A 17,109-nucleotide genomic window follows, 5' to 3' on the forward strand; every position below is an offset into this window, starting at 1 on the left:
TCTGGTCAATCACCTGGCGACAGGAGGAAAACAAATGTGCGGAAGGCTTGCTCAACACCGAGCGGCGGAAAAGTACCTAGCATCTCTTGATTTGCAGCAGGCCATGCTGATCGGTCGTAACGGGGGAGAGGAGATCCATCGTTTCAATGTTGCTCCAACCACGCGCGTTGATTTAATCAGGCCGAGTGAAAACGGGTTGATTTGGAAAGCCGAACGTTGGGGATGGGAGCCTTCCTGGGCATCACGCAGGGTTCGCAACATAATCAATGCAGCACGCGAGAAGGTATCGACTAGCGCGTACTACCGAGCTATCTGGCCGAACCGGGCGATCGTTGCTGTGGACGGCTAGTATGAATGGCGCGCAGTTCCTCGCGCAAAGCGCAAACAGCCTTACTACATTCGGCATGCTACGAATGAACCGCTTTTCATGGCGGCGGTAGGGCATTTTTCGGCGCCTGATGAGGAGCCCAAAGATACGGACGGATTTCGGATTGTCACTGCGGATGCGGAAGGTGGCATGGTCGATGTCCACGATCGCCGTCTGATCGTTTTCACAAAGGAGGTCGCCCGAGAGTGGTTGTCTGACATAGCCCTGGTATACGCCCGTAACCTACTGGACGAGCAGGCTTTGCCAGCAGATGAGTTCGTTTGGTACCCCGTTAGCCAAGATGTGGGGAATGTCCGTAATGACGGGCCATCCCTGTTACTCCTGCGTGATCACGCAAGTGAGGGTCGATCCGCGCATTCCGTATGCTTAGCCGCGAGACACGCGCGAATCTTTCGGTCAATCGACTGCGCTGGTGATCGCTACCTGGACGTGTCATTGGTGCCGACATCTCGCGCTCAGGACAGTGATTCTTCAGGGAGAGGCGATGACTCGTAACGAGGAGCGACTGATATGGAGTGCCGCATTGGCGCTGTTCTCGCCCCAAGTGCTTGCTACATGGGTGTTAGAGGGACTGCGCAGTATGATGCAAGGCATGCCAGACGGCGCTGTTCCCAGGCTCGTGAGCCACGAGGGTCTTGCTGAGATAGCAGGGTTGATGCTGGAAGATGTCGCACATGGGCATACTCCAATTCTACTAGGTCAACGATCGCTATACCGGGAGCACCTTCGGGTTTTGCTACAGCTGAGGTATGCAATTGCGGGTCATGTGCTGATGCGTATTCCCATGAACCTGCTTACGCCTCGGCTCTCTGAGATTCGGTTGTCTGGCGATCTTGGACTTTAATGGGCATCGTAGTTATCCGACCCGGTAGTTGAGCCAGCCCTTATCTGACAGCAACGGAGCCACACGTGAACGTCCGCGAACTGATTGAGATTCTCTCGACGCAGGATCCTGAAGCGAAGGTCGTGGTTGAATACGACACGCATTTTTACGACGTGCGACATATTGAGCGTCACGAGATTTTGACTCAGGGTGTGAGCTGGGCCGACTATCCGAGCGCAAATGTCCTGAGTCGGAACAAGGGTGGGTACCCATTGCCCGAAGATGAGCGAGCTGCCAACGAACGCAGTCCGCGTGAGACTGCAATCGTCATATCCGGCTCGCCGACTTGACGCAGCTGACGGTGCACTTGTGTGAGCTGAAACCTGCCCAGATGTAGGAGGGAATGAAGCAATAACCAACAACACCGGAAATGCTGCGGTTTTCGTTTTGCTGCTCAACCCCATGCGTAAGCAGTACATCAAACCGGTCTAGTACCTAAGGTGTCTTGCTCAGCACGCTACACGGTCATGCCACCGCAGCCGCAACAGCTTTAGAGCGCCAGGCAAAAGCCAGCACCATCAACAACCCCAGCGCCGCCATTGCCGCTCCGGCCAGGGATATCGCTGGGTAGCCCAGCCCGGCATTGATCACTGCGCCGCCCAGCGCCGCACCTATTGCGTTGCCGAAGTTGAAGGCGCCGATGTTCACCGCCGATGCTAGATTCGGCGCATCCTTGGCGGCTTCCATCACGCGCATCTGCAGCGGAGGTACCAAGGCGAAGCTGGCGATACCCCAGATCAAGATGGCAACTGCTGCCGGCAGCGGCCAGCGCATTAATACCGTGAACGCTAGCAAGACGAGAATCAGCACGCTCAGCGAGACGATCAGGGTGCGGTCAATCGAGCGGTCGGCAGCTTTGCCGCCCCACATGTTGCCCAGCGTCAGCCCCACACCGAACAGCACCAGCATGGCGGTGATGAAGGAAGTAGACGCATTGGTCTCGCTACCCAGAATCGGTGCGATATAAGTGAATACGGTAAACATGGCTCCAGAGCCGATTACGGTCAGGGCCAACGCCCCGAGCACCCGGCCACGACCCAGTACTCGAATCTCGGCCAGTACGCCGATGCTTTTCGGCGCCGGTAGGTTGGGCAGGGCAAACCACAACGCGGCCATAGCTACAATGCCGAGCCCGGTAATCCCCCAAAATGCAGTGCGCCAGCCGAACAGATCGCCAAACCAGGCGGCCAGTGGCACACCGCCAATAGTCGCCAGAGTTAGGCCCATGAACATTGCTGCAACCGCGCCAGCACGCTTATCCGGGGCGACCACGCTGGCGGCGACGATGGAGCCAACGCCGAAGAACGCACCGTGATTTAGTGAGGTCACCACCCTGGCGAACATGAGGCTGTAGTAATCGGTAGCTAAGGCTGACATGAGGTTACCCAGGGTGAAAATAGCCATGAGGCCGATCAGCAAATAGCGCCGTGGAATCCTGCCAGTGGTCAATGTCATCAACGGAGCGCCGAGCAATACGCCCATGGCGTAAGCACTGACGAGCAGGCCAGCGGCGGGAATGGATACGCCGAGATCCGCAGCGATGCCTGGCAACATGCCCATAGGGGCGAACTCGGTAACGCCAATTCCGAACGCACCAATGGCGAGTGCTACTAGGGGTAGATTGATATGCATGAACGGCTCCTTATCTATGCCGCAAATGCTACGATCTAAACTTTTCAGGCGGTAGATAGCATTTCTGGCAAGCACCTTTGCTTTCGGGGCACAGATGGACTTCAGCGGCAGGTCAGGCGAAATGGCCGTGTTCGCCACGGTGGCACAAGAAGGCAGCCTGTCTGCCGCCGCGCGTGCCTTGGGGCTGACGCCCTCGGCGGTCAGTAGAATCATCGCGCGTACCGAACTACGACTTGGAACCCGCCTGCTGTTACGCACTACCCGAGCGATCACTCTCACCGTCGAGGGCGAGGCTTATCTGCGCGGCGCCCGGCGTATCTTGGCCGACATGGCAGAGGTTGAAGAGGCTATCGCCGACCAGGGCGTTCCGAGGGGCCGCTTACGTGTCAGCGCCGCCCTCGGTCATGGACGGCAAGCCATCGTTCCATTGGTGGCAGCATTCAGTTCCTACTACCCGAACATCGTCGTCGACCTCACCCTCGGCGATGAGGTTGTCGACATTCTCGGCGGCGAGGCCGATGTGGCGGTGCGATTTGGCTATCTGCCTGACAGCCCACTGACCGCTCGCAGGATTGGAGACACCGGGCAAGTGCTGGTGGCTTCGCCCGAGTATCTGCAGCGCCATGGCATACCCCAGGAACCGGAAGATCTGTTACGGCACAACTGCCTGCGCTTCAACTTCCGACGTGCCGAACCCAACTGGCCGTTCATCCGCAACGGGAAAGCGGTTTCCCTAAAAGTTAGCGGCAACATCGAATGCAGCAGTGGTGAAGCGCTGGCACAACTGGCACGGGTAGGCGCCGGCATTGCGCGTATTGGCGAATTCAGTGTGGCCGAGGATCTTCAGCGCGGTGATTTGGTGCCACTGCTGGAAGCGTACAACCCCGGCGACCGGGAACCGATCCATGCAGTGTTTGTAGGAGGCTCAGCAATGCCGGCGCGAGTACGAGTGTTCGTGGACTTCCTACTGGAACATCACCAGATATAAGCGATCTTGTACCTGTTCCGAGTTCGCTCGCGATTCTGTTCGCATGGTTTTGGGCGAGCCTTTAATGAGGTAATCCTACTCGCGGAGCTATGGTGGTGATGCCTCGTCCGCAGTATAACTGCCCGCGATCTGCGTAGCTAACGTCAGGCCACTTTCGGCCAAAAGCGGACTGGCCGCAGGCTTAGCAGGCTCCAGTTGAGGCGTGGAAACGTCTACGATATCTGGGGCAATTCAGTACGGATGGAACACAGATGGAAGTCGAGACACACGAAGTCCTAACGCACGATGAGATAGCTGATTTTTCCAGGCTGGGCGGAAATCCAAGTGATGACTACATGCGCGTTGTTGAGATGTTGGACAATGTGGTTCGGGAGTGCATGTATGTATCTCGGAGCTATGGTGGAATACCATCCCCAAGCACAAAGCACTACTACGCATCAGTATTATTTACTGCCCTTGTAACCAAGGGGGTAACTCTAGCTCAGCTAATGCCATTTACACCATGGGTGGAAAAAAAGATTGAGCACTGGGACTATGCTTCTACAGCTGGCTTAGTGCGAACAATGTTAGAGCTACGAATTGCGTTTTATTACTTATGTAGCGATGAGTGTGGAGAGGCCGAGTGGGAGTGTCGATGGAATATACTAAATCTTCATGACTGTGTTGCTCGGATTCGCATGTTCACGGCGATTGAGAACCATGAGGAAGTAGAGAGGCTGACGCAGTCTGCAGAGGAAATACGTGATCGGCTTAGAGCGAATCTTTTCTTTGAGACTTTGCCAGATAAAAAGAAAAAAAATGCGCTGCATGGACAGGCAGCCTATCTTTTTCCGCTTGAAGATATAGCTGAAAAAGCCGGTGTTGCGAAAACCCAATTTAGGTGGCTGTATGTTCTCTTGTCGTCCCATGTCCATGCCTTGCCAATGTCTTTCTTTCGTATCGGCGAAGAACGCGGGAGAGGCTTGCCTACCCCTGTAGAGGAGGGCTACACGTCAATATGCCTGTCTTTAGCATCCACATTCCTCGTAAATACGCGTGACGAGATCCATGCCTTATTCCAAGCTTTCAAAGCACATGGGGACGAAATAATTGAGCGCGAGAGTCGGGAGGCTCAGGCAGCGTTGGCTGATCTGGATACCAAGGTGAAAAAAGTATCTTCTGAGGGCATGTCAGTTGGCGAGACAAAGTTGTTATGCACCACTCACGTCATAACTATTGAGGCGACGCTGATACAAGACAACAAACTAGAAGTGCGCTATCGAGATGTACGAACGGGGGCGGTAGTACTGCAAAGCACTGAGTCGGAAAGTGGAACATATCTTGATCTCTACGATCTTTATTTCTGGACGGTCATGGTAAATGGCGAACATGTGACTAATGATCAAATGAAGTTCATGGATGGAGATGATTTTGCGTTTAAGACTGATCCTCAAACTAGAACGCTCCATTTCAAACACGGATGAATAAAATCAGTTGGCATGCTGGTCTTCCTCCGCTCACTGTGTTGTATCCACTATTGGCCGTACGATGGCTTTGCGCCTGATCAATTTTTCCATTAGGCTTGGGCAGTTGAGGAGCATCTGTGCCATCGATGTCGAGACATGCTTTCGTGGATGGGTGTCAAAACCATACCTTTCGATCTCATATAAAGCTCTGCACCGCTGAACATCAAGGTGTGGATGGAAATAGCGAAGCAACGGTAGCGTAGCCAGCCTGTTTTCAAAACTATTTTTTTGCTGGGCGTAGAAATAATGTCTTCTAAAAATCTAGTAAGATTGGCGATTAAGAAAAACACCGATGAAGTGGGAATAGTTGATATCTTTGCGCTTTGCTTTATCATCGCTTGCTTATTTATGGCGCCAGTAATTGCGATTTTTGTTTGGGCAGAAAAGGAAGACTGGACGGCTTGGATTCAGGCGGTTGGGAGTGTGGAGGCGATCATTGCTGCCGCTCTCATTGCGGTCGGTACTCATCGTATGAACATCAAAGCTCAGGCCGCAAGGCAGGCCGCAGAGCATGTGCGCGTTCTCTCTAACCTGAAAAGTTTGATTGAGGAAACGTACTCCTACCTAGTTTATGTTCGTGACCACGCTAAGGGCGGGCTTGATAAATATGGCTCAGCAGCGCTATTCCCTCCTAAACTTGGAAGTAACAAGAGCAGTTGGTCTGATTATGGCTGGAAGGCCTCAGACATACGAAGAAGCATGTCGTTATTTGAAAAAAATATTGAGCAGTTATCGACAATAGGCCTCGCTAATTTGGATGACCCATTTGTTACTAGGAATATATCGACCTTCATCTCCTATAGTCGAACCCTACTTGAAGAGATAAGCGCAGGCTGGGATTTGTTGGATGTGAAGCAAGGAGATCAGGCCGACAATCGCGTTCCTGACAATTTCGATTCATTTAAATACCGCCCTGGAACACCAAATTTGTCACCGACTCAAAAGAAAATTGGTTTGTCTCACGCCATCGCGCGAGGCTTTATGGTTTATTATTTTGAGAATGATCTGCCAGAATCAATTCATGGCGTCTATAAAAAGCTAATGATTCAATTTACGGAATGTGGCGCGTAAAATGTTCCATAAAGTGGTTTGACTAGTGACCGTCCGCGATGGGTCGAGAGAAGCCTGACGTGACTGGCTGCTTCTGGCCGATTTCGTTCATTCGCGACCAGCAGCGAACGCCCCATGTGAGTGACGACCTGTAGAAACCGACGAGAAGCAGCCGCGCAAGGTGGCAGCGAAATGAAGGGCATTTAGTAATTGAGGAGGGGCTACCTGTAAATTCTGCTGAACAGGCGTAGCCCTGCTCTTCGCTGACTGGCTATGTCGAATCCAAACCGCTGGCCCCAAAAAAAAATCGCATTTCTGCAGGGCTTAGTCGTCTACTGATTCACGTTCGAGCTCAGCAGCGAATTGAGGGTCTAGGTCAAGTTTAAACTCTTTGGTGCTAGTGCCAATCACCAACTGCAACCCTCTGAACTCCTTCTGACCAAGCTCATGCTCTATCTCGAGAGCGACATCCAAATAGAGGGATTTGTCGATAGTCAGACGCTGTACGTCGCCGTACTCAAACCGCGCTGGAATTGCATCTGATTTCAAAATAGGTGGCCTGCTTACCATTGCCTGCTTCCGAAGGCGCGGAGACCGAATGTAAATACCTCTGACGGTCGCGGTTTTTTCCCCTACCGAGATTAGTTCAATAGTGAAATTATCTCTGGTGAAATATTGATTGATTTCCATCCTCGCTGAGTTATCTCGCCGTTGCTTATCCGCTAGATAAATGGCAATTGTTGCGGCTGCGAGTCCGCCAAGCCCGGATACCCAATCACCGGCAGAACCCAGGGCAGTTTTTAACGTCTCAGCAGGATCCTTTTCCGCGGCAACAGATAAGGCTGTGACAACTCCCGCAGTAAATACAGCAGGGAATCCGAGTACGACAGCGATAATAGCTGTGATCTTCCATTTCATACGGATCTCCTATCGACCGAATACAATCATCTTCCCCATCATAAAGCACCGTGGGTAAAAGGCTAAAAATTGCATGGAATTATTGCCCGTACTCAAAATGACTGCTTTTGTCCGGTTAGCGACGGGTTGGCCGTGGCCGTCGCTATGCATCGCACGGTCAAACTTCGTTCTGTTCCGCCGTCTCCAAGGCGTCGTCTATCTCGATCCCGAGGTATCCGACAGTGCTTTCCAGCTTCGTATGACCGAGCAGCAGTTGAACCGCTCTCAAGTTTTTCGTCGTGCGATAGATCAGGGAAGCCTTGGTACGTCTCATTGTCTGAGTGCCATATATGGCAGGATCAAGATCAATGACCTTCACCCAAGTTTTAACGATTCGAGCGTATTGCCGAGTGGATAGGTGTTCAGAGGCGTGCAGCAGGCTCGGGAACAGGTAGTCCTCGCTGCAGAGCTGTGCCAAGTGGATCCAAGTTTCGAGAGCCGTCCTTGTTTGCTCTGTGATCTCAACTGAACTGGTCTCTGGGTTACCAATTGATCCGGTCTAACGCCTTTTCTCTTGGAAAAGCGCGCTCACCCACTCAACAAATACCCGCACATTGGGTGAGAGATGACGTCGATCTGGGAACAATACGGAAACGGCCTTCGGCTCGACTGGAACATCCGGCAGCACCTCTACCAAGCGTCCGCTATCGATGTATCGCTGCAACGCTGGGCGCAGCCCCTGCACCATCCCAATCCCTGCCAACGCGCAGTAAAGCAACGCCTCGGCATTATCGACAACTATGCCGCTGCGCATCTTCACACTGATAGTTTTACCGTTGCCCCTGAACCGCCAGGGCATGATCTGGCGACGCTGCTCAACCATGAAGTTGACCGCCACATGCGCCTGCAAATCATCCAGCGAGCCTGGTAAGCCATACTTCTTAACGTAGGAAGGTGCCGCGCAGGTCACCAGAGCAACCTCGCCGATACGCTTGGCAACCAGGCTCGAATCATCCAGATCGCCTAGCCGCACAGAGCAATCGATGCCTCCCGCGATGAGGTCGTTCAGGTTGTCGGAGGCGCCCAGAGATATTTCCAGGCCGGGGTAGCGCTCCATGAACTCGGGCAGTCGTGGGATGACTACGGCGTGACCGAGTACGGTCTGCATGTCTATTCTGAGTTTTCCTCGCGGCGGACGAGTCGGCGAAAACCAGTCAAGTGTGTCTGCAAGGTCGGAGAGTAACGTCAGGCTGCGTTCATAGAACTCATCTCCGGCGGGTGTGGTGTTCACTCTGCGTGTGGTGCGGTGCAGCAGCTGCACGCCCAGTTCGTGCTCAAGATTTCGAATAAGCTTTGATAGTGCCGGTCGATGCACATTGAGCGCCTCGGCAGCTTTGGTGTAGCTGCCATGCTCAACCACTGCCACGAACATTTGCATGGCTTCAATCAGGTTCATCGCCATCCTCTACCTACCTGCACGGGCCAGAAGTACTCTGCAAAGAGGATGATAGCGAAGCTGGGCTACCTCTCTCAGGCATCAAAAAAGGAAAATGCCATCGCTGCTCCCGAGCAGCGATGGCATACAGCAGTCAAATTAACTGCCGCAGGGGAGCTACTCAGTCAACCACGACGACAATCTTGCCGATCTGCGCGTTCGACTCCATTCGGCGGTGTGCTGCCGCGATGTCCTTGAGTGAGAAGACTTGGTCGATGACAGGCTTGAGCTGACCACTTGCCAAGCCTTTGGTGACGAATGCCTTGGCATTGGCCAGTTTCTGCATATCCGTGGTGATTTCAAAAAGCTCGTAACCGCGCACGGTCAGATGTTTGCCGAGAATATCGAAAACCGGAACTGGAATATCGCGATGATCGAGAGCGCCGTACTGAAAGAAGATTCCGGTGCTGGCCATGGACTTGATCAGCTTGGTCGCTTCGGGGCCACCAACGGGATCAAAAACAATACGAGCACCCTTGCCCTCGGTGATCGCTGCCACCTCGGCAATCAGATCCTCTTCCTGAGTGGCGATAACATATTTTGCCCCAGCGTCCAGCAATGCCTGACGTTTGGCACTTGTGCGGGTAAGGGCCACCGGGATGGCGCCCTGCATGTTGGCGATCTGGATCGCCGCCAGGCCGACACTGCTCGACGCAGCCGGGATGAGCACCGTTTCGCCAGCCTGTAGATTGCCGTACTCAACCAGTGCGCCATATGCAGTGACAAACATCATCCAGCTGGCCGCTGCCTCCACGAAGCTGAGGTTGGACGGATGCTTGACGACAGCATGCATAGGCGCATTGACCACCTCGCCATACATGCCGTAATCGGCAAAGGAGAACGCCGGCACGACGCTTACTACGTCACCAGGCGCAACGTCGCTGACGTCACTGCCAACCGCGCGAACAATCCCGGCCGCTTCATAGCCAAGCTTCGCCGGGAACTGGGGATCGATCACGTACTGCCCAGTGCGGTACATGATTTCAGCACGGTTCAGGCCGATGGCTTTTACTTCGATCTGAACCTCGCCGCTCTTCGGCGCAGGTACGGCGATTTCATCAAGAGTGAGAACATCAGCGTCACCGGTACGGTGAAAGTGGACAACCTTGGGCATGGCACACCTCATTAACGGCAAGAGACAACGGTTACTTCTGGAAAGTTGTACCGATGCTACTGACCCTCTTGCCTGTAATAGAGCACTGATCGGCTCATAGATTGGTACTCAAGAAGAACCAATCCCCGGCTGACGGGCAAATAAAAAAAGACCACGGAGTAGCCGTGGTCTTATTCACTCCGCTGGCGCTATTTAGCGTTCAGAATTAGCAGGGTTTCGGTATTCAACAGGCACCCAGCTGTAGCCCTTTTCTTCTTTACGCAGATGCCCAATGCCAGGGAAGGGCAAGTGCGCCGCAGCCACCAACCAACGCTCACTGGCAGCCTCAGCGAACAGCCGAATGCGAGATGCAACGGCGGCTTTAGGATCAACATCCACCGCGATGGTTACCTCCGGACGCGGTAATTGCACAGAGTGCACGTGCACAATGTCACCCCAAAGCAGTAGTTTTTCGCCCCCCGAACTGAGCAGGTAAGACGTGTGGCCGGGGGTATGACCATTTGACGGCACGACCTGAATGCCAGAGGTGATGGAGTCACCTTCATTGAAGGTTCTGAATTTGCCTACGTCTGAGTACGGTGCAATTGCATCACGCGCCATCTTGAAGAACGGTCGCTGGTCTTCAGGCAGTGAGCCCTCCTGCTTCACGTCGAGCCAGTAATTCGCATCTCGGTCTGCGGCCCAGACGGTTGCATTAGTAAAGGCTCGTTTGCCGCCTGGTTGGGTCACGCCGCAGGCATGGTCAGGGTGCAGGTGCGTTAGCAGCACTGCATCGACCTCTTCAGGGGTATAACCGGCAGCACGGATGTTGTCGACCATCCGCCCCATGGTAGGGCCGAAGCAATCAGACGAGCCCGAGTCGATTAGCACCAGTTGCTTACCGTCATCGACAAGAAAGGCATTGACCGCCGTCTGTACGAACGGAGCCGCCTTTTGATACTCATGCAGGATGTTCTCCTGGATCTCCTCATGCGGTATGCCCGCGAGGTGCTTCGGATCTAGATCGATATAGCCGTCGTAAACGGCAGTAACCACGGTGTTGCCAACCATATGCCGGTAAAAGCCGGCTGCCTGCCGGTACTGGTCGGTCGGAGCTGCGAGTGCAGCCTGCGATGCGACAGCCATAACCCCGATTACGCCGAGCATCTTAAGACGCTGCGGTAGATTTAGTGCATCCATGACAAACTCCACAATCAGGCACCATTGCCTAGTGCGAAATCGTATGAGCGCACATAGCGCAGACCCATAGCGTCGATGGAACCAGATTGGTAATCAAAGCCGATATATTCGGCCTAGTGAAGGCTATGAGAGAGGTATCACATGGTGAATGCCTGCTCTTGGCCGATTGCAGCCGGTTTCTACAAAACTTGGCGACGGGTTGAAAATTGCCGTCGACGTCCTAGCCCATACGACACCAAGCGAGCTGGCGCAATGCATGTACCGGTTCGCTAGATCTTCGTGCTACCTGCGAAGCATGAGGGGCTGCCATGAGTCCGTGCGGAGAGCCAACATAGCTTCTCGGCACACCCCCTCTAGAAGGTTGACTCATCTAGAGAGAAATGCTCGCATTAACCTATTACCGTTCTGAGCGCGAAACAATGCCTAGATGTTTTTATAAGTACATGACTTATAACACTGCCTTAATTGTACTTAAAAATCAAACGCTACGCTGGAGCACTCCAGGGACTTTAAATGATCCTTATGATATTCAGTTCGATCTTAGTATAAGCTTTGACCGTGATACGGTACTCCGTCAGTCGCTAGAGAAATTATGGTTGGTTTTTAATGGCGACCTGGCAGGCCATCCAGATAGCCGGATGTCAGTTGCCATGAATGTGCTGCGGCCGTATCTTCAAGGGATGCCAAAGGAGCATTTTTTTACGAGAATGGCAGCGGGTATAAAAGATTCATTTGCAGCATTAGATAATAATATTCAAAAAACATACGAGGCAACAAGGGAACAGCTCTCCACTACTAAAATACTATGCTTGACGGCATCTCCTACTAATCAGCTTATGTGGGCATATTATGGCGACAGCAATAAAGGCGTCGTATTTCGGTTTGAAGATGAGCCTGGGGCAGACAGTCCTTTTCGAATGGCTAAACCAATTTCATACATGCCTGAAATACCGCCGCTATTTGAGGAGGACGAGCTTTCTGACTTCCTGGCCGGGTTACTAGTTTTTGAACCGACTAAACGCATAAATTCGTTAATTTATACGAAGTCTGACGCGTGGAAGCATGAAGATGAGTGGAGGATTTTCGCCGGGGACGGACGCGATAAGTATGCTCCTTATGAGGATAAAAGGTTTGGCGCTAGAGAACTAACGGGCGCAGTATTTGGCTGCCGCATGCCCTCTGAACAAAAAAGTGCTCTGTCATCAGCTATTAGTCGCTTGTACCCACATGCAGAAATCTTTCAGGCAGTTCCAGCTAATCACTCCTTTCAGCTCGAACTTTTCCCTCTTAGCGGAGGCTGAGCAGGTAGATACGCACTTTCCGCTGGTGGCCGACCGCCGTCTTTGCTAGATCGGCTCACACTAAGTGGCTGCTGCTGAGAGCGCTCTAGCTAAGGGACAATTAGACCCACCTTCCGCTTTAGTTCCAAGGAGATACAGTCCTGATCTTCCTTGATAGTCAATTCATCACCCAGCGCCCAGCCTAGCGCTTCGAGAAGATCCGAAGGAAGTTCCACGACCAAGTCTCCTGAGCCATCTCCAGGATCTTGGCATACAACAAGCCAACGATTGGATGTAGTAGCCATACATTGCTCTCAGGTGTCGGACAGTCAGGTGGCCGAGCCGCATAACAGGTGACATCGAAACTTGCCGTCGGCAGGGTGCCTCATAGAATTTCAGCTTTCGTCCAAACCAGCTCATGCCGAGCCAGGTCACTAGCCTGTTGAGAGCGCATCAGAAGCGACCGCCTTCGCGAACTCTAGTAAGTTGTTGAAGTCGCCGTTGCCGGCGCGGCTAAGGAAGTAACCCATTACTCCCACTTCTCTTGGGCCGTCCCGATCGCACTGTCGAGAGTCACCCAGCATCAACACGCGACCATGACTATCAAACCAATGTCCGGCCTCGATACCAAGCGATGCGCAGGCGGCCATGTAGATCTCAGGGTCAGGTTTTACATGGCCAACTTCGTAGCTGAAGGTGTACGCGTCGAGCATCGGAAGCAAGCGTTTTACCGACAGTCCGTAGCTGGAGGCAAGATTAGAACAAACGCCAACTCGGATGCCGGCATTTTTAAGAACGTCGATAGCTTCAGGCGCGTCCGAAAAGAGCGCCATGCTCTCTAATTCTTCTGCTAAGCGTTGCTCCAGCTCCAGTAATTGCGTGTCGTTTATTTTGATCCCAAAATGCCGTGCCGCGCTCGCAAGCGTCATATCAAGGGTCATTAGTTGAAGCGCATCGTCGGGCAACGGTCGACGACCCTGTAGTCGCGCTAACTTCAGCAGTCGTAGGTAAGGGCTTCTCCGATTTTGGATCTGAACCAGCGTGCCGAAAACATCGAAGATCACTACTTTCGCCATGCGATGCTTCCTCCGATCGCTTGTGCCTTACTCTTCAACGCCAAAGCGCAGAGATCAGGTTCCATACTCATCACAGGCCAAGATCAGCTTGGAATCTGCGATCCCTCAGATGTTCTGGAAGTATTGGCATTGGCAGCTTGGCCACCAGCTCGTCCGCTAGATATTCGGACGCTTTCCTAGAAACATTAAACTGCCCATCTAAAACCAGCACGGCCTGCCACCGAGGTACATAACCAAGTGCAATCATAGGAAGCAAAAAGGCGTCTGGTTCGCGCTTTGTATATTCGATCATCACTTCGCGCCTTTCGTCGGTAACGAAACGCGATTGTGCGCTATCAAAAGCAGCATGTAGCTGACCTTTATCTAAATTTTGTAAAGCAAGCTGAAAAATTTCCGAATTTCTTTTATCGGCAGTAATAGGGTCGCTAGTGCTGGGTTCAGCTTCAGCTACAATGCTCCGTTTGGATCGCCTATTCGGAATTTCAAACTTTATAAGATCCGTTTCTGGCGCAGCCACCGCATCAGTCTCATTGTCGAAATCTATTGGCCGCTCGGGATCTGTTCTAAATAAAAAATCAGTGGCATGAAGTCCGTCACCATTGAAATTGAGGTGTGCCCATGCATCATCAAACTGACGCCAGCTGGCGATGAGATATAGATTTCCGCTTTGGGTGAGAGCGAATTGGTAACCCGTAACTTCAAACGCAAAATTCAGTGGCGAGGTCATTATTCGTTTGCCATTACCGAACCGTTTTTGTTTGTCTGCAAAAATTTCACCGGAAAGGCATCCGTTCAAAAGGTACGAATCGCTTAAAATTGCCGTAACGGCACCGCTGAAATTGACCTCGACGAGATGTTCTAGTGAAGCAATTACATCCAGCATGGTATCTCTTCCCGTGGCAGGTCAATGGCGCACAATGATTGTGTCAGTAAACTCAACAGAAACTCCACTCTCGTTTAAATAGCCGGAGGGAAAGTTGTAATTACAAATGACGTAGCTACTTCCGGACTCGGTGTGTGCGACATGCCGCTCTAGCTCGACTTGAATATAAACCACCGGCGCTGTGGATATATATGTGCCGTCATCAAATCTTCCTTTTGCGTCGCTATAAACGTAGCCATGAATTACCTCATTCGCGTGTAGCTCTGCGTTTACAAGGAAGCCGGTGATAGGGAACGGGTATTCGAATTTTTTTGCATCTTGGACAAGCCTTGGTAGTTTCATGTCGCACCTTTTTTCGGGCGAGTGTTATCGCTCCGTATCGCCGAAGTATTAAATCGTGGGGTGGTTTATATAGTGATTACGAGGTCAGGTTTGAAGTTGATCTCCTCGTTTGGATAGCCTCTTGGGTTAGAGAGAAAGCGCGTATGTTCAATTACCCTATCTACAGGTTGATGGGTATGGCCAAATATCCATAGATCTATTTTTAGTTTGAGCAGCTCGCGCCAATCATTTCCAAATATTGATTGGGAGTGGGGAGAGGTATCCCAATTCGGGATGAGTTCCAGCAAGGGTGGATGATGAGTTACGACTACTGTTTTGCCTGAAAATGGCTGGCTTAACTCACTGTTTAACCATTTTCTTGACTGCCGTGCAATTAGCTGGGTGTCCTGCGGGCGCAAGCGGCGATATGTTGGTTCCAGTCGAATGCACCTATAGTCATTCAACAGAGCATTAGCCTGGACTGCAGCAAGGGGCGCATTTCCAGTTGCGGAAAAGTCCGACCAGGCTGTGCATCCCAGAAAACGAACCCCTTCGTGCTCAAGCGTCTGCTGCTCAAGTACGTTAACGTGGGGCGCTGCTTCCTCCTTCATGGTACGCAATGCTTTCTGAAGCGTGACGTCGTAGGACTCGTGGTTGCCCGCAATCATCACCACGGGCTTCACGAATTGAGTACTCGCCCATCCAGCTGACCGACCTTTGACGTTAGTGTCACCGGCGAGCACGACGATGTCGTAAGCGTCAGGATGAGGCAGCTCACTTAGTGAAAGTGGGCTGAACTCAAGATGTAGATCAGACATCACCAGCAGGCGCATAAAACGATTTTCCAATATATTGACAAAGCGCACACGCTGCCGTATGCGACACAAGCGTATCGTAGACAATAAAGACGTGTCGCGTCAAAGATGGCTTTATGCTCGCTTTTCAGTGCACATGTCATGACTAGCGAAAGGGAAGAGCTCGATCCGTTCAATATCGCGCTTGGCGGAGTGCTCAGGGATCTGCGACTTAAATGCGGGCTTGCGGGTGATGACGTGGTGCGAGTCGTAACGCGGGCGAATTTACATCATATTGAATCAGGCGCAGCTCAAGTAGGCCTAAGCGCTCTCAGAGAGCTGTGTCGGATGTATGGGGTGTCTGCAAGCCACGTCATTGCCGTTGCTGAGGCGCGCTCCAAACGGGGCGGCCTTCGCGAGAATGTAGCCAAAACCTGTGAGGAGCTGATGGCATCGGTTGCCGCTGGTAGGTTTGATCGGATGAGCGAGGCCGGCGTTGAACAGGGTTTAAAAGCTCTTCGCAAAGCCCAGTTGCAGGCTCAGGTCAAAGAGCTGGCACGCGATGGACATCCCAATAGCGAAATCGCGAAGCGTTTGGGTATATCCGTGCGAACCGTTCAACGCCACCTTGCTTCCTGAAGTCCAGACATCGACTAGCTGCAGTTTCCTGCCTTGCGATATCCCGCTGTCATTGCATCGTGCTCGGATACAAAATGAACCTGGTTCTTTGGCGCGACCTTGTCGTAGCTCGGGCATCCAGTTGACAGATGATAAACACGGCTGTTTCGGTTGCCGATGATCGCACCGTTCGAGCTGTGCTCGATTGGGTAATCATTGAGAGGCCTGTGGCCATGGTTATCTGATGTCGCTTCGGCCGTTAGCCCTTCGCCCCTGGGCTTGTGGCCAAGTGACCATCGACGTTCGCCCGTCACGAACGGATTGCCATGGCCGACGATGGCTCTGATGCGTTCGTTCCGCTCGACCTCCCAAGGGGTAACCGCATGCTGATTGTTCCAGGCGATTAACAGTTGCTGTTGCTGTCTGGACATCCTCAATGCATAACGGTCGAACATGTAGAAGGTCGACCTTGCGACCAAGCCTTTGACTTCGTCACGCGGCTCCGCTACTCGACCTCTGAAATCGACCTTGGTGCTGCATTGGCCGTATTGCTGGCTAGTACCTGAAATCATCCCAAAATTAAAGTTTGCACGGTCGCTATTCAGCTCACCCACTGATGGGTAAAGGTTAAAGAGATCGGCCTCCATCTCCCTGAACACCGGATCACTGGCGACACAGTTCTTGCGACCGCCGTTCTGCCAGCACTTGCGCTGATGCCCAAACGTCCAGGCGGGGACGATGTGCTCCCACTCGCTACGTTCACCTCGTACTTGCTGCTTTCGAACCTCGTACCCGCAAGAGGCAGTATCGATTCGTCCTCCTGATCTTCCGACCCACCGCCACTGGCAGCCGCAGTAGAGGTCACCTAGCACGCTGGTGTTTTGGTCGTAGAACACCTTTTGCCTAGCGATGGCTTTGGCTTCAGTGAATGTTGAGGGAGGGGAGGCGGAGGAGATGGCACTGAGGAGGAGAAGCGAAACTGCGAAGATTAGGCGGGTCATTGATG

Annotated in this window: 15 protein-coding genes and 2 pseudogenes; 7 read left to right on the forward strand and 10 right to left on the reverse strand. The window is 52.6% G+C overall.

The genetic code is table 11. The features are described 5' to 3' along the window. Positions 1-34: 34 nt before the first annotated feature. Positions 35-883, forward strand: a pseudogene (locus tag D7241_RS06555) (SOS response-associated peptidase family protein). Positions 884-1,297: 414 nt separating this feature from the next. Next, entirely contained in the window at positions 1,298-1,561 is a 264-nt protein-coding gene (locus D7241_RS06560; protein WP_408100817.1) for a hypothetical protein, read from the forward strand. A gap of 175 nt (positions 1,562-1,736) precedes the next feature. On the opposite strand, the gene D7241_RS06565 is transcribed toward D7241_RS06560, so the two are convergent. Continuing rightward, positions 1,737-2,903 (reverse strand): MFS transporter, encoded by a 1,167-nt coding sequence (locus tag D7241_RS06565; protein WP_408100818.1) that lies wholly within the window; start codon positions 2,901-2,903, stop codon positions 1,737-1,739. Between the two features lie 94 nt (positions 2,904-2,997). On the opposite strand from D7241_RS06565, the gene D7241_RS06570 reads away from it, so the two are divergent. From D7241_RS06570 to D7241_RS06580, 3 genes are all read left to right on the forward strand, one after another. After that, positions 2,998-3,891, forward strand: coding sequence for a LysR family transcriptional regulator (locus tag D7241_RS06570; protein ID WP_408100819.1), 894 nt, complete (start codon positions 2,998-3,000; stop codon positions 3,889-3,891). Positions 3,892-4,142: 251 nt separating this feature from the next. Continuing rightward, on the forward strand, positions 4,143-5,354 hold the full coding sequence (locus D7241_RS06575; RefSeq protein ID WP_408100820.1) for a DUF5677 domain-containing protein: 1,212 nt from the start codon (positions 4,143-4,145) through the stop codon (positions 5,352-5,354). 288 nt (positions 5,355-5,642) lie between these two features. Beyond that, positions 5,643-6,467 (forward strand): hypothetical protein, encoded by an 825-nt coding sequence (locus D7241_RS06580; RefSeq protein ID WP_408100821.1) that lies wholly within the window; start codon positions 5,643-5,645, stop codon positions 6,465-6,467. Between the two features lie 303 nt (positions 6,468-6,770). Here the strand turns inward: D7241_RS06580 and D7241_RS06585 are convergent, their stop codons facing one another. From D7241_RS06585 to D7241_RS06605, 5 genes and pseudogenes are all read right to left on the reverse strand, one after another. Further along, a complete protein-coding gene (locus tag D7241_RS06585) occupies positions 6,771-7,364 on the reverse strand; it encodes a hypothetical protein (protein WP_408100822.1) in 594 nt (197 codons plus the stop codon). Between the two features lie 157 nt (positions 7,365-7,521). Beyond that, positions 7,522-7,895, reverse strand: a pseudogene (locus tag D7241_RS06590) (tyrosine-type recombinase/integrase); the annotation flags it as partial. Between the two features lie 7 nt (positions 7,896-7,902). Continuing rightward, on the reverse strand, positions 7,903-8,799 hold the full coding sequence (locus D7241_RS06595; RefSeq protein WP_408100823.1) for a LysR family transcriptional regulator: 897 nt from the start codon (positions 8,797-8,799) through the stop codon (positions 7,903-7,905). A 160-nt stretch (positions 8,800-8,959) separates the two neighbouring features. After that, positions 8,960-9,952 carry a zinc-dependent alcohol dehydrogenase family protein gene (locus D7241_RS06600; RefSeq protein WP_408100824.1) on the reverse strand — a complete coding sequence of 331 codons (993 nt, stop codon included), beginning with the start codon at positions 9,950-9,952 and terminating at the stop codon, positions 8,960-8,962. A gap of 192 nt (positions 9,953-10,144) precedes the next feature. Beyond that, the gene (locus D7241_RS06605; protein WP_408100825.1) at positions 10,145-11,131 is read right to left on the reverse strand and encodes an MBL fold metallo-hydrolase; all 987 of its coding nucleotides are present in this window, start codon (positions 11,129-11,131) and stop codon (positions 10,145-10,147) included. A gap of 380 nt (positions 11,132-11,511) precedes the next feature. Here D7241_RS06605 and D7241_RS06610 point away from each other — a divergent pair, with 380 nt between their 5' ends. Then, complete coding sequence (locus D7241_RS06610) at positions 11,512-12,432, forward strand: DUF2971 domain-containing protein (protein ID WP_408100826.1); 921 nt, start codon at positions 11,512-11,514, stop codon at positions 12,430-12,432. Positions 12,433-12,845: 413 nt separating this feature from the next. On the opposite strand, the gene D7241_RS06615 is transcribed toward D7241_RS06610, so the two are convergent. The 3 genes from D7241_RS06615 to D7241_RS06625 form a co-directional block, all read right to left on the reverse strand. Beyond that, positions 12,846-13,487 (reverse strand): HAD family hydrolase, encoded by a 642-nt coding sequence (locus D7241_RS06615; protein ID WP_408100827.1) that lies wholly within the window; start codon positions 13,485-13,487, stop codon positions 12,846-12,848. A gap of 70 nt (positions 13,488-13,557) precedes the next feature. Beyond that, positions 13,558-14,370: a hypothetical protein gene (locus D7241_RS06620; RefSeq protein WP_408100828.1), complete on the reverse strand. Its 813-nt coding sequence runs from the start codon at positions 14,368-14,370 to the stop codon at positions 13,558-13,560. 407 nt (positions 14,371-14,777) lie between these two features. Next, positions 14,778-15,524 carry a metallophosphoesterase gene (locus tag D7241_RS06625; protein ID WP_408100829.1) on the reverse strand — a complete coding sequence of 249 codons (747 nt, stop codon included), beginning with the start codon at positions 15,522-15,524 and terminating at the stop codon, positions 14,778-14,780. Between the two features lie 123 nt (positions 15,525-15,647). On the opposite strand from D7241_RS06625, the gene D7241_RS06630 reads away from it, so the two are divergent. Continuing rightward, entirely contained in the window at positions 15,648-16,124 is a 477-nt protein-coding gene (locus tag D7241_RS06630; protein ID WP_408100830.1) for a helix-turn-helix domain-containing protein, read from the forward strand. Positions 16,125-16,138: 14 nt separating this feature from the next. Here D7241_RS06630 and D7241_RS06635 read toward each other — a convergent pair whose 3' ends face one another. After that, positions 16,139-17,104 carry an endonuclease gene (locus D7241_RS06635; RefSeq protein ID WP_408100831.1) on the reverse strand — a complete coding sequence of 322 codons (966 nt, stop codon included), beginning with the start codon at positions 17,102-17,104 and terminating at the stop codon, positions 16,139-16,141. Positions 17,105-17,109 lie beyond the last annotated feature (5 nt).

It is taken from the genome of Stutzerimonas sp. VN223-3, from assembly GCF_045999685.1.
GTDB classification, from domain to species: Bacteria; Pseudomonadota; Gammaproteobacteria; order Pseudomonadales; family Pseudomonadaceae; genus Stutzerimonas; species Stutzerimonas stutzeri_AR.

Bases quoted from the DNA above. Each gene is read 5' to 3' on its own strand.
- D7241_RS06635 (WP_408100831.1), bottom strand. From the start codon at position 17,104: ATGACCCGCCTAATCTTCGCAGTTTCGCTTCTCCTCCTCAGTGCCATC.
- D7241_RS06595 (WP_408100823.1), bottom strand. From the start codon at position 8,799: ATGAACCTGATTGAAGCCATGCAAATGTTCGTGGCAGTGGTTGAGCAT.
- D7241_RS06620 (WP_408100828.1), bottom strand. From the start codon at position 14,370: ATGCTGGATGTAATTGCTTCACTAGAACATCTCGTCGAGGTCAATTTC.
- D7241_RS06570 (WP_408100819.1), top strand. From the start codon at position 2,998: ATGGACTTCAGCGGCAGGTCAGGCGAAATGGCCGTGTTCGCCACGGTG.
- D7241_RS06600 (WP_408100824.1), bottom strand. From the start codon at position 9,952: ATGCCCAAGGTTGTCCACTTTCACCGTACCGGTGACGCTGATGTTCTC.
- D7241_RS06565 (WP_408100818.1), bottom strand. From the start codon at position 2,903: ATGCATATCAATCTACCCCTAGTAGCACTCGCCATTGGTGCGTTCGGA.
- D7241_RS06625 (WP_408100829.1), bottom strand. From the start codon at position 15,524: ATGCGCCTGCTGGTGATGTCTGATCTACATCTTGAGTTCAGCCCACTT.
- D7241_RS06585 (WP_408100822.1), bottom strand. From the start codon at position 7,364: ATGAAATGGAAGATCACAGCTATTATCGCTGTCGTACTCGGATTCCCT.
- D7241_RS06575 (WP_408100820.1), top strand. From the start codon at position 4,143: ATGGAAGTCGAGACACACGAAGTCCTAACGCACGATGAGATAGCTGAT.
- D7241_RS06580 (WP_408100821.1), top strand. From the start codon at position 5,643: ATGTCTTCTAAAAATCTAGTAAGATTGGCGATTAAGAAAAACACCGAT.
- D7241_RS06615 (WP_408100827.1), bottom strand. From the start codon at position 13,487: ATGGCGAAAGTAGTGATCTTCGATGTTTTCGGCACGCTGGTTCAGATC.
- D7241_RS06610 (WP_408100826.1), top strand. From the start codon at position 11,512: ATGCTCGCATTAACCTATTACCGTTCTGAGCGCGAAACAATGCCTAGA.
- D7241_RS06630 (WP_408100830.1), top strand. From the start codon at position 15,648: ATGACTAGCGAAAGGGAAGAGCTCGATCCGTTCAATATCGCGCTTGGC.
- D7241_RS06605 (WP_408100825.1), bottom strand. From the start codon at position 11,131: ATGGATGCACTAAATCTACCGCAGCGTCTTAAGATGCTCGGCGTAATC.